Annotated in this window: 14 protein-coding genes; 9 read left to right on the forward strand and 5 right to left on the reverse strand. The window is 36.2% G+C overall.

The annotated features are described in order from the left end of the window. Positions 1-64: 64 nt before the first annotated feature. On the reverse strand, positions 65-868 hold the full coding sequence (locus tag K5S59_RS05320; protein ID WP_000785179.1) for an NAD kinase: 804 nt from the start codon (positions 866-868) through the stop codon (positions 65-67). 205 nt (positions 869-1,073) lie between these two features. Between K5S59_RS05320 and K5S59_RS05325 the strand changes: the two genes are divergently transcribed. The 5 genes from K5S59_RS05325 to ackA all read left to right on the forward strand — a co-directional run bounded on the left by K5S59_RS05325 (position 1,074) and on the right by ackA (position 5,434). Continuing rightward, the gene (locus K5S59_RS05325; RefSeq protein WP_000620651.1) at positions 1,074-1,712 is read left to right on the forward strand and encodes a DUF2953 domain-containing protein; all 639 of its coding nucleotides are present in this window, start codon (positions 1,074-1,076) and stop codon (positions 1,710-1,712) included. A 12-nt stretch (positions 1,713-1,724) separates the two neighbouring features. Further along, a complete protein-coding gene (gene ytfJ / locus K5S59_RS05330) occupies positions 1,725-2,120 on the forward strand; it encodes a GerW family sporulation protein (RefSeq protein ID WP_000350005.1) in 396 nt (131 codons plus the stop codon). Positions 2,121-2,254: 134 nt separating this feature from the next. Then, positions 2,255-2,755, forward strand: coding sequence for a thiol peroxidase (tpx, locus tag K5S59_RS05335; protein ID WP_000024525.1), 501 nt, complete (start codon positions 2,255-2,257; stop codon positions 2,753-2,755). A 199-nt stretch (positions 2,756-2,954) separates the two neighbouring features. Then, positions 2,955-3,941, forward strand: coding sequence for a class I SAM-dependent methyltransferase (locus K5S59_RS05340; protein ID WP_000084362.1), 987 nt, complete (start codon positions 2,955-2,957; stop codon positions 3,939-3,941). Between the two features lie 299 nt (positions 3,942-4,240). Further along, positions 4,241-5,434, forward strand: a complete 1,194-nt coding sequence (gene ackA, locus K5S59_RS05345) for an acetate kinase (RefSeq protein WP_000034584.1) — start codon at positions 4,241-4,243, stop codon at positions 5,432-5,434. A gap of 45 nt (positions 5,435-5,479) precedes the next feature. Here ackA and K5S59_RS05350 read toward each other — a convergent pair whose 3' ends face one another. After that, positions 5,480-5,893, reverse strand: a complete 414-nt coding sequence (locus K5S59_RS05350; protein ID WP_000283475.1) for an NUDIX hydrolase — start codon at positions 5,891-5,893, stop codon at positions 5,480-5,482. A 71-nt stretch (positions 5,894-5,964) separates the two neighbouring features. Then, complete coding sequence (locus K5S59_RS05355) at positions 5,965-6,600, reverse strand: DUF1796 family putative cysteine peptidase (protein WP_098872280.1); 636 nt, start codon at positions 6,598-6,600, stop codon at positions 5,965-5,967. Between the two features lie 137 nt (positions 6,601-6,737). On the opposite strand from K5S59_RS05355, the gene K5S59_RS05360 reads away from it, so the two are divergent. Continuing rightward, the gene (locus K5S59_RS05360; RefSeq protein ID WP_001256864.1) at positions 6,738-7,571 is read left to right on the forward strand and encodes an EcsC family protein; all 834 of its coding nucleotides are present in this window, start codon (positions 6,738-6,740) and stop codon (positions 7,569-7,571) included. Positions 7,572-7,613: 42 nt separating this feature from the next. On the opposite strand, the gene K5S59_RS05365 is transcribed toward K5S59_RS05360, so the two are convergent. Further along, positions 7,614-8,276 (reverse strand): YitT family protein, encoded by a 663-nt coding sequence (locus K5S59_RS05365; RefSeq protein ID WP_001244511.1) that lies wholly within the window; start codon positions 8,274-8,276, stop codon positions 7,614-7,616. A gap of 853 nt (positions 8,277-9,129) precedes the next feature. Here K5S59_RS05365 and K5S59_RS05370 point away from each other — a divergent pair. Then, positions 9,130-9,324 carry a hypothetical protein gene (locus K5S59_RS05370; protein ID WP_000910154.1) on the forward strand — a complete coding sequence of 65 codons (195 nt, stop codon included), beginning with the start codon at positions 9,130-9,132 and terminating at the stop codon, positions 9,322-9,324. 28 nt (positions 9,325-9,352) lie between these two features. On the opposite strand, the gene K5S59_RS05375 is transcribed toward K5S59_RS05370, so the two are convergent. After that, entirely contained in the window at positions 9,353-9,670 is a 318-nt protein-coding gene (locus K5S59_RS05375; protein ID WP_000417208.1) for a hypothetical protein, read from the reverse strand. 166 nt (positions 9,671-9,836) lie between these two features. Between K5S59_RS05375 and K5S59_RS05380 the strand changes: the two genes are divergently transcribed. Both K5S59_RS05380 and argH read left to right on the forward strand, forming a co-directional pair. Further along, positions 9,837-11,042 carry an argininosuccinate synthase gene (locus K5S59_RS05380; RefSeq protein WP_000412331.1) on the forward strand — a complete coding sequence of 402 codons (1,206 nt, stop codon included), beginning with the start codon at positions 9,837-9,839 and terminating at the stop codon, positions 11,040-11,042. Then, positions 11,039-12,430 carry an argininosuccinate lyase gene (gene argH / locus K5S59_RS05385; protein WP_120450929.1) on the forward strand — a complete coding sequence of 464 codons (1,392 nt, stop codon included), beginning with the start codon at positions 11,039-11,041 and terminating at the stop codon, positions 12,428-12,430. The genes K5S59_RS05380 and argH overlap by 4 nt, the downstream gene beginning before the upstream one ends. Positions 12,431-12,439 lie beyond the last annotated feature (9 nt).

Raw genomic sequence — 12,439 nt, forward strand, 5'->3', positions numbered from 1 at the left:
GATAGCGAGAGAAATAAAAAACCGCCGCATTATGGAATATCATAATGCGGCGGTTTTTTTCATGTTATAAAAATGTTCTTTGTACTTTTTCCCAGAAGGAATTGTTTTTTAATTTAACTGTTTTAATTTGTTTATCGCTTAAGCGTACAACAGCTTTTTCTACTTGTTTAATGCTAAGCGCTTCATTATCCATACCGATAACAGGATAATCGTTACCGTCTGGTCGTAGTTTTAAAGTTAATGTACGCTCGTGATTTAAAATGAACGGTGAGCCAAGCGTACGGTATGTGTTGTTATTTAATGATGCTAGTTCGCTTACTTGGAAGCATGGGATAAGCGGATCCACAACCGCACCATGTAATGATTTATTGTAAGCTGTACTTCCTGTTGGGGTAGAAACAACTAAACCGTCCCCTCTAAATGTTTCGAAATATAGATCATCAACGTGAACATCTACAACGAATGTTTTAATAATGCTAGAACGTAATGAGAACTCATTTAAACAATGGAAAGATGTACCGTGATCTACATCTACCTGAATTGTTGGGTATTTTCGCACTTCAATTTCATTTTTTGTAATTTCTTGAAGGGCTGTATCAACGTGATCAATATGGAAATCGCAGTAGAACGAAATTTCATCTTTCGTAGAAATCCCTGCGTATAAGCAATCTTCTCTAAAACCAGTTTTACGAACGGCTTGTAAGAAAGTTGCATCATCTCCAACACTGACGATAGCGTTTGCATTTTTTGGATGATCTAATATGGTAAATCCATTCTCTTCTAAAATACGATAGATTGGTTTCATTTTTTCAACAAGCGTTGCTTTGTCATCACCATAAAAGAAAAATAAATTGCGACGATCTGCCATTATGTATCCCTCCACTGCAGTTAAATTTTCTGTTCTTCGTGCTACATATCATCAGAATACGTTCCCCGACGATATGTTCAAATAATATATTTCGATATAAAATGTCAAAATCCCTTTTTATTTTTAGAAAAATTTTTATATTCAATCTTATGGGATTCTGTTTAATGATGCATAAACTTGTCGATAATGGGTATGGAGTGAAAGGATGATACGTATGAAGTGGCTCGTAATTGGAATAATAATTCTTCTCCTTTTTATTTTGCTTATACTATTGTCGAAAATAAAGCTTAAAGTGACATTTTTATATTCAGAAATGGAAAAGCAATGTTTGTTTCAAGTGAAAATATGGATGATTCGATATACATTCGATGTACTGGAAAGAATTGAAAAACAACAGAAGAAGACAGGACAAAAGATCGAGAAAGCTGAAGAGGACGGCGGATTAGATAATAAAATTATAGCGCAACTTGATAGTATAGGGGAGCTGATAAAAAAGCTGCAAGAAGTTCATACTATTGTTAAAGATTTTCTCAAACGAGTGAAAATCAATGGTTGGAAATGGCACACGCAAATTGGTGCAGGTGATGCAGCTAGCACTGGAATTGTCACTGGATATGCATGGGGGACAAAAGGTATGGCTGCTGGAGTTGTAGGACAATATATGCATATTGTCGATGTACCGGAATTTGAAATTACGCCTGTGTTTCAAGGGAAAGGATTTGCGTCAAGATGTGAGTTAACAGCATCTTTTCGTATATTCCGTACTATAAAAACAGCGGTGAAATTGCTCATGTTTATGAGAAAGCAAAAATCTGGTGTGACAGAAAAATCTGTTCAAGCATAGGGGGGATATAGAATGGACCATCCAATTCAAGGTTTAATGACAACCGCAATGCAGCATTTAAAACAAATGACTGATGTAAATACAATTGTTGGTGATCCAATTAAAGCGGCAGATGGAAGTGTAATTCTTACCGTTTCGAAAGTTAGTTTCGGATTCGCCGCTGGTGGAAGTGAATTTGGTAAAGTAGAACATTCAGGTCGTCATCCATTTGGTGGGGGAAGTGGTGGAGGAGTTTCGATTAATCCTGTTGCTTTTCTTGTAATAAATGGAGAAGGCGTAAAAGTGTTACATTTAGATAAGCAAACACACGTCATCGATAAAATAATTGAATTAGCGCCACAAGCTGTTGATAAAGTGAAGGAAATGATGGATAAACGAAAAGAAGACGATCCTGAATTTCAAATTTAACGAATAAAGAAGCTGATCAATGGATTGGCTTCTTTAATTTTTTTGTAAATAAAGCGATTTTATTTGCATTATCGATAGGGACAAACTATCATTTACAGTGTACATATTTTGTTTAAATAAGGGAGGATTTTCAAGTGGCAAACGTAACTTTTAAAGGTAATCCAATGACTTTAGTTGGAACAGAAGTTAAAGTTGGCGATCAAGCGCCAAACTTCCAAGTATTAGCAAATGACTTATCTCCAGTAAGTTTAGAAACATACAAAGGCGAAGTAAAATTAATTAGTGTTGTACCTTCAATCGACACAGGTGTGTGTGATGCACAAACACGTCGTTTTAACCAAGATGCAGCAGGTATTGAAAACGCGAAAGTATTAACAATTAGCGCTGACTTACCATTCGCTCAAAAACGCTGGTGTGCAGCAAACGGTTTAGAAAATGTTGTAACACTTTCTGACCACCGTGACCTTTCATTCGGTGAAGCTTACGGCTTAGTAATGAAAGAGCTTCGTTTACTTGCTCGTGCAGTATTCGTAGTAGATAGCAACGACAAAGTAGTTTACGCAGAGTACGTAAGCGAAGGTACAAGCCATCCAAACTATGAAGCAGCATTAGAAGCAGCTAAATCTGCAAAATAATGTGAAAGAAATGACCTCTTATAAAGAGGTCGTTTTTTCTCATATATTGCTGCGTAACGGTGCCAATATATGAGAAAAAGCGTTATATCATATATAACTGAAAGGGGAGCTCTTTGCAGGAGGTCGCTTTTTCTTTTTGGAAAAAAACACTTTGTGGTATGATATAAGTTATGTGTAAAAGAGAGAAGGAGGAATGTACGTGAGTCAGACAGTAGAAACATTATTTTCTATTTTTGATTCTTCTGCGGTAGTTTTACGTAAAGAATTAGATGTAACATATTTAGAGGCGCTTGTAGAAACAGGTGATAACTTGTTTGAAGGAGCGATTTTACAAGAGGAATTATCTGAGTCAGCAATTGAAAGGCTGAATCGTGAATATAGTACGTTTAATGAAGAAACATATAAAGGTGAAGAAATTCGTAAAGCATTTCAGTTAGCCATTTTAAAAGGAATGAAAGAAGGCGTACAAGCGAATCACGAAATGACGCCTGATGCAGTTGGCATGTTCATGAGCTACTTATTCCATAAATTTATGCAAGGTCAAAACGAAATTACGGTGTTAGACCCTGCAATTGGAACAGGTAACTTAATGACTACAGTGTTTAATAGCGCCAAAGAAGGACTAGCAATGAGTGGGTTTGGTGTAGAAGTGGATGAAGTGCTAATTAAACTTGCTTTAGTAAATGCGAATTTACAAAAGCATGCAATCGAATTCTTCCATCAAGATGGACTAGCGCCACTTTATATCGATCCGGTTGATGCAGTCGTTTCAGACTTACCGATTGGTTACTATCCAAATGAAATCGGTGCAAGTGAATATAAGTTAAAAGCAGATGAAGGAATGTCATATGCACATCACCTATTTATTGAACAAAGTGTGAAACATACGAAAGAAGGCGGGTACTTATTCTTCCTAGTGCCAAACTTCATCTTTGAAAGTGATCAAGCACCAAAATTACATGCATTTATTAAAGAAACATGTTTTATTCAGGGGTTATTACAGCTACCTGTTTCCATGTTTAAAAACGAGAAAAATGCAAAAAGTATATTTGTTCTCCAAAAGAAAGGCCCTAGTGTAACGATGCCAAAACAGGCGTTATTAGTGGAGTTACCTAAATTTTCTAACATGAAGGCGATGGAGAACATTATGGACCAATTAAATACTTGGTTTGCAACGCATAAATAAGGCTAGGTATATGTAACAGGGTTAGTAATTCATGTAGTACAGTTTTATATGATATGTCATATTTTTAAATATATACTAGATTTAACTGAATTTTTTTGAAATCTGTAATATATATTTTTTCTTGGTGTTACAATTTTTTCACTTGAAATATATGTCGGACGATGTTTAAATTAAAATCGTGAGTATAAAATTTGCTAATGATGAAACGTTTTCATATGTAGTGAATTTAATTAGATAAAATCGAGCGGTTTGTGGAAACATCCACACAACTACCAAGAGAAAAAGGGGCGAAAGACTAGATGTCAAAAATCATCGCGATTAACGCAGGAAGCTCTTCCTTAAAATTCCAATTATTTGAAATGCCAAGTGAAACAGTATTAACAAAAGGTTTAGTAGAACGTATCGGTTTAGAAGATAGTATCTTCACTATTACTGTAGATGGCGAAAAACAAAAAGAAATTACAAACATTCCAGATCACGCAGTAGCAGTTAATATGCTTCTTAACAAATTAACTGAAAACGGAATCGTTAAATCTCTAGATGAGATTGGCGGTATCGGTCACCGTGTTGTTCACGGCGGCGAAAAATTTGCTGACTCTGTTTTAATTACTGATGAAGTATTAGCTGATATCGAAGAATTAAGCGATTTAGCACCACTTCATAACCCAGCAAACCTTGTTGGTATTAAAGCATTCCAAGAAGTATTACCAAACGTACCAGCAGTAGCAGTATTTGATACAGCGTTCCACCAAACAATGCCGGAATCTGCATTCCTATACAGCTTACCATATGAGTACTATGAAAAGTTCGGCATCCGTAAATACGGTTTCCACGGAACTTCTCATAAATACGTAACTGAGCGTGCGGCTGAATTATTAGGTCGTCCACTTGAAAGCTTAAGCTTACTTTCTTGTCACTTAGGTAACGGTGCAAGTATCGCAGCAGTAGAAGGCGGTAAATCTATCGATACTTCTATGGGCTTCACTCCACTTGCTGGTGTAACAATGGGTACACGTTCTGGTAACATTGACCCTGCGTTAATTCCATACATCATGGAAAAAACAGGCCAAACAGTAGAAGAAGTAGTTAGCGTATTAAACAAGAAGAGTGGTATGTTAGGTCTTACTGGTTACTCTAGTGACCTACGTGACATCATTGCGAAAGAAGAAGAAGGCGACCACCGTGCGAAAGTAGCACTTGATGTATTCGTAAGCCGTATCCATAAATACATCGGTTCTTACACTGCTCGTATGAAAGGTGTAGACGCAATCATCTTCACAGCTGGTGTAGGTGAAAACAGTGCAATTATTCGTGAGCGCGTATTAGAAGGCCTTGAGTACATGGGCGTATACTTCGACGTAAAACGTAATAACGTATTCGGTGAAGAAGCATTCATCAGCTTCCCGCACTCTCCAGTAAAAATTATTGTAATTCCAACTGACGAAGAAGTTATGATCGCTCGTGACGTACTACGTCTTGGAAATATTGGTTAATATACTATATAAAAAAGACGAGATCCTATAGGATTTCGTCTTTTTTTATTGGATATAGTTTAAAATTCCATCTGGATATAGTACTTTTTCCTTCTGAATGAAAGCTGTAATGGGAATCCATTTCGCATATGATACTGTTTGCTCATCTTGTATATTCATTTTTTTCATTTCATATAGTGATGTGTCTAATAAGCGTACAGAATATAGTTGAATGATTTCATGACCCATTTCTCTGTCAAGATGAAAGATGTTTTCTAAGCATCCTACATAATTGGTGATTTCTACTTCTGTATGAAGCTCTTCTTGAAATTCACGAATAACGGTATGTGCTGATTTTTCACCAAGTTCAATTGATCCGCCAAGAGGTCGGTAAAATGTTTCATCGGCTGCATGATATTCTTGTACGAGAAGGTGACCTTGATGTGTAGCAATGCCAAAAGCTTTTGCACGTGGATACATATACAATCACTCCTTATTTCTTTTGTATAAGGATGATTATAATGTATTGCGTAATAAAACGTGTCGTGTATTTAAGAATGTGGTCGAATTACGATGCCATTAAATAAGTCATTCCAAAATGCTTCATTGTACTGAAATATATCCATAATAGGGCATTTTATAACGCAAATATGCTGTAGTCCCCAATCTTCTTCTACAACAGTAGGTACATCCGCAGGAATCAGTAACAGGACGGAGAAGGTATGTTTTACTATTTGAGATAAAATTTGTTCCAAGGAACGTGCTTCTTCGTAGGTTCCTCCAGTTCGAATGAACAATGTGGATTGTGCCGTTTCAATTGTTGTTAGAAAACGATGAATTCGATGCTCATAGTTTAACTTAATTTCTGTATAAGAAGGCCAAGAAGTTGGTGTGTTTACATCTGTTTTAAAGTCGTGGCAAGAGTCGATTTCATATAGATTATCACGGAGTCTTAGTTTTGCACCATCATCCCAAAATGAGATGAAGGATAAGTTTTCGAACTTTAAAAAACGGTCAAATCGATTTTGTAATAATACATTCACTTTTTCTAATGAAGGGCTTAGCATAAAATCGATAACACCAAAAAATGGTGATAATTCGAATTGATATAAAGCCCAAGCAGGCCAGCAGTTTTGTCCTAAGCTGAATACTGCATTATAGTTTTGTTTTAGATTGGATAGATTCATGTGAAGTATCTCATCCTTTTTGCTATTATTTTATGTCACTCATAAAGGGTATGTGAAAAGAGATATACAAGCATATTTGCAAAGAATAAGCAGAAATATGTTACAATAGAAAAAAATCGAACGAGGTGGTTGTTACGATGCGATCGAAGCGAGAACAAGCCATTTTAGACAATATAAAAGAATGGGAATTGCAATTGGTTGAGCAAGAAGCGACAGATTTTCAAAAAATGTTTGATAAATGGGTACATACTACAATTGCGAAATTACCTGAGAAAAAACGAAAAGATTTCTTTACAAAAGCAGATGGATGGCTCTTTCATTTGCATGCATTGATTCAAAGTTCACAATCACAATTAGATGCGCGTAATCGTATTTTAGGAACGTCGAGATTATTTGATGAATCGATTGAGCAACTAGAGGACTTAAAAGAATTATCTATTGATCAATTAACATACATAGCAGAGCAGCAAACAGCACGACATCGCTTATATTCATTCGTACAAGGCGGAGCAACGGGTGCTGGAGGTTTATTATTACTAACAGCTGATTTCCCGGTTATGATTGCGTTAAATGTGAAGGCTGTCCAACTTATTGCCACATCATTTGGGCATGATGTGAACAAGCCTTATGAAATGATGCTTGCATTAAAGGTGTTTCATGCGTCATTACTACCAGGAAGGCTTCAGCAATACGCATGGTACAATTTACTGCAAGAGCTAGAGCAAGAAGATTCGTTCTTCTACGAAGGAGACGAAGCGGTGTTACAGCCAGCTTCTACTGAAGTTGTATTAAAACAAATTTTAAAAACATTTTCGATTTATGCTCTTCGTCGTAAATTATTCCAAGGTATTCCGGTAATTGGAATGGCAATTGGGTCTACAGTGAATTATCGTTTAACAAGAAACGTTACTGAATTTGCAAATAGATTTTATCAAGTGCGCCACATAGTCGAGAAGGAAAAAAGAGCGTAAAAAAAGCGTAAAAAAAGCGAGAGGCCGAAGCCTTTCGCTTTTTTAATTTGTTGCATGCTTTTTGGACATTGGAATAGATACTGGTTGCTTTTCTGCTTTCTTCTCTGCTTTTGGATAATAAATTAAGTCCAATGTTTTTGCCTGTACGGCAATCGAAAGAATAGTAAAAGCAATTTCTGTCCAATTTAAATAATATAATGAAAGCGCAAGAACAATCGCGTCAAAGACGAAGAAAATTTGCCCAATTGTAAAACGAGTTCGTTTACTTAATACAATTGTTAAAATGTCGTCTCCGCCGGTTGCACCGCCAAATCGCAATATAAAACCGAGTCCAATACCAGCTAATGCACCGCCAACTACTGCAGCTATAAATAAATTATTTGATAAATCGACCGTAAATGGAGAATAATTTTCCATAAGAGAATAAAATACTCCGAATGAAATCGAACCTAGGAATGAATAGCCAACCATTTTTCTACCTAAAAATGAAGCACATAGTAAAATAATTGGGATATCCATAATTACAGTTGAAATAGATGGTGAAATATCATAAAAATTTTGGATGAATAGTGCGATTCCTACAAAGCCACCTTCTGTTAAGTGGTTTTGGAAGTGAATGTGATATAGCGCTGCTGCTAAAATAAATGAACCGATTAAAACCATAAAAATTTCTTTAATAATTTGTCGACTTTGGATGTTCCTCATCGTTATTCCTTCTTTCCGTAGTTAGTAGTCCTTTTTGTGTTGTAAACTAACTACGAGCTCACATGTAGCTTCAGTTAGTTTACGAAAAAAACTAACTACGCTATATGTCGCTGAAGAAATAACGAATAATCCTCTCGTCCATCAATTCTCCCTACCTTCGTTTTAGTTTAAGTCTTAAAACGACTAAACAAAACGTGGAGTAGGATTCTTCATTTAGCAATCCTGCTCTTCTTTGTTTTGTTTAGCTAGTAACAATTAAGTCCTAAACAAAACGCTATGTGTAAGAAGAGTCTTTTTTTTGCCAAATTATCCTTCGGGCAATCATAATTTCCCCACTCTCGTATTTTTTTCGCTAGACTAAAGTATCTGAGCTGAAAAATACGCTACGTGTATGATTCGTCAATACGATGCCACATGCTCCTTCGAGCGATCATGATATCAAAATCCCTTCCTTCAAGATTTATATTATTATATCATACTTTCAAAAAATGTATGCGGATGGAAACCGACAATAAACGGAGGGAATCTACAAAAATTGTTATGTTTAAATATTTTTGTAGAAAAGCCTAAGTTGTTTCGTTAAGTCGGACAGTTTTTTAGTTTGTCCAATAAGTAAGAAAAGAAGAGTTTTTATTCAGTTGTATTCTTTTCATCACTTTTTTCTTTAAAAAACGCATCCCAGCTAATCACACTTAAAAAAGTTAAAGCGATAATAACGAAAGCGCGCATAAATTTTAGACCTCCTTTTGTACACATTATATGAATCGTTCACTTTGGAATGTGTCATTTTTTTACAAATGTTAACTATTATGAGATTATATTAATATAGATAGATAAAGGGGAGAGTGGAGATATGCTAAAAGACATATTCAAAAGAAAAGAATTAACGTGCGTTTCATGTAAGAAAAAGATTCAATATGAAGAAGAACTTGTCGCTTTTGTAAAGTTGCCGAAAGAAAGAAGTATATTAGTCGGTCCATTTGATGTGTGTTTGGCGAAAACAGCACAAGAAATATATTGTAAATCGTGTTACGACAAAAAAGCATGACCCAAAGTGATTGAGGGGCATGCTTTTTTCATTGGTGTGCTTTCCCCTCAGATACATTTTGAGTGAGTCGATACCAAAGCCAAAGGTCATTAATGATGGAAGCGAGATCGGCAATTTCTGAATTCAGTTTGCAAGAAATTTCGAAGTCTTCTTCGTTATTTAAATGATGCTGTTTTGCATTAATAGAGTGTTCGAGTTCTTTTATACGATCAGGAATTTTTCCGCGAACTTGTTCCCATTTCAATAAAATAGCATGCTGCATTTTTTCGGAGATATCTTCCCAATCTTCCTGTAAATGAGGAATTTCAATTCCTAGATGATCATCGTATAAGAAATACTTTTCCATAAGTTCACCCCCGTTTTCCTGCTTATATTGTACATGAAAACAGAAAGAAGCTCGATGGAATTGTTTGAAAAAATTTGAAAATGACTCTTGATACATTTTGTAAAAGGTGTTAAAGTGTGAATTATTATAAAAGAAAATGAATATTTATTCTTTAGGGGGATGCAAAATGGAGAAGAAAAAAGTGGTATTAGCATATTCCGGAGGCCTTGATACTTCCGTTGCAATTAAATGGTTACAAGAGAAGAATTATGATATTATCGCGCTTTGTTTAGACTTAGGGGAAGGTAAAGACTTAGCATTTGTAAAAGAAAAGGCACTTTCAGTAGGTGCAATTAAATCATATATGATTGATGTTCAAGAGGAATTTGCAAATGAATATGCATTGATGGCGATGCAAGCGCACACGTTATACGAAGGGAAATACCCTCTCGTTTCTGCGTTATCACGCCCGCTTATCGCGAAGAAATTAGTAGAGATTGCAGAACAAGAAGGGGCGACTGCAGTTGCACATGGATGTACAGGGAAAGGGAATGATCAAGTTCGTTTTGAAGTTTCTATTCAAGCTTTAAATCCTTACTTAGAAGTGATTGCGCCTGTACGTGAATGGAAATGGTCACGTGAAGAAGAAATTGCCTATGCAAAAGAAAACAACGTACCAATTCCGATTAATTTAGACAGCCCATTTTCAATCGATCAAAACTTATGGGGACGCAGTAACGAATGTGGCATTTTAGAAGATCCATGGGCAGCACCGCCAGAAGATGCATATGAGATGACATTAGCTTTAGAAGATACACCGAATAAACCGGAGTTTGTAGAAATCGGTTTTGAAGCAGGCGTACCGACGACTTTAAATGGTACTGCATATTCACTTTCAGAACTAATTAAAACGTTAAATGCACTTGCTGGAAAGCATGGCGTTGGACGTATTGATCACGTAGAAAATCGTCTTGTTGGTATTAAATCGCGTGAAGTATACGAATGCCCAGCAGCGATGACATTAATTACGGCGCATAAGGAGCTTGAAGATTTAACACTCGTAAAAGAAGTAGCGCATTTTAAACCGATGATTGAGCAGAAAATAACAGAACTTATTTATAATGGTTTATGGTTCTCTCCTTTAAAACAAGCGCTTAACGCTTTCTTACAAGAAACGCAAAAGAATGTAACAGGTACAGTGCGTGTGAAATTATTTAAAGGCCATGCGATTGTAGAAGGACGTAAATCTGAGTACTCTTTATATGATGAAAAACTAGCAACGTATACTGCCCAGGACGAATTTAATCATGATGCAGCAATTGGATTCATTTCATTATTCGGTTTACCAACGAAAGTATACAGCCAAGTGAATCAAAAGAAGGTGGAAGCGTGAGCAAACTTTGGGGCGGACGTTTTACAGAAGAAGCGGAAGCGTGGGTTGAAGAGTTCGGAGCATCCATCTCCTTTGATCAACAATTAGTAAATCAAGATATAAACGGGAGTATTGCACACGTAACGATGCTAGCAAAGCAAGGCATCGTTACGAAAGAAGAAGCAGAGAAAATAAAGATAGGTCTTCAATATTTATTAGAAGAAGCGAAACAAAATAAATTACATTTTTCAGTTGAAGCGGAAGACATTCATTTAAATATTGAAAAGATGTTAATTGAAAAAATCGGTGAAGTAGGAGGGAAACTTCATACTGGCCGAAGCCGTAATGATCAAGTGGCGACTGATATGCATTTATATTTAAAAGAAAAAGTAGAACATATTATAAAAGCTACAAAACAATTGCAAACTGTTCTTGTTCATCAAGCAGAAAATAATATTGAAACCATTATGCCTGGTTATACGCATTTGCAGCGTGCCCAGCCAATTTCATTTGCTCATCATATTCTCGCTTACTTTTGGATGTTAGAGCGTGATGTAAATCGTTATGAAGATTCGTTAAAGCGTATTAACATTTCGCCATTAGGAGCAGGAGCGTTAGCTGGGACAACATTCCCGATTGATCGAGAATATAGTGCGGAGCTTCTTGGATTTAATGGAATCTATGAAAATAGTTTAGATGCAGTAAGCGATCGTGATTTCATACTGGAGTTCCTAAGTAACTCATCTATGCTTATGATGCACTTATCACGCTTTTGCGAAGAACTTATTTTATGGAGTAGCCAAGAGTTTCAATTTATTGAAATGAGCGATCAATACGCAACGGGAAGCAGCATTATGCCGCAAAAGAAAAATCCGGATATGGCGGAACTTATTCGTGGTAAAACAGGCAGAGTATACGGTAATTTATTTAGTTTACTTACAGTCATGAAAGGATTACCGCTCGCTTACAATAAAGATTTGCAAGAAGATAAAGAAGGAATGTTTGATACAGTAAAAACAGTAGAGGGATGCCTTCATATTATGGCAGGCATGTTAGAGACGGTGACTGTAAACAAAGAAAAGATGGGGCAAGCTGTCACCCAAGATTTCTCAAACGCAACAGAAATTGCTGACTACTTAGCAAGTAAAGGACTCCCATTCCGTCAAGCTCATGAAATTGTTGGGAAGCTAGTGCTACACTGCACACAAAAAGGAATTTATTTAGTAGATGTACCACTTGCAACATATGAAGAAATGAGCTCATTATTTGAAGAAGATTTGTATGAAGTTCTTTCGCCGTATGCAGCTGTGAAACGTCGTAACAGTGCTGGCGGTACAGGGTTTGAGCAAATTGAGAAAGCTTTGGAGAAGGCGAAGGGGTTAGTTGGAGAGTTTGTAGGAATTAAATGATGTATGAGA

The sequence above is a fragment of the Bacillus sp. BML-BC051 genome, from assembly GCF_019656175.1.
Lineage (GTDB): Bacteria > Bacillota > Bacilli > Bacillales > Bacillaceae_G > Bacillus_A > Bacillus_A mobilis.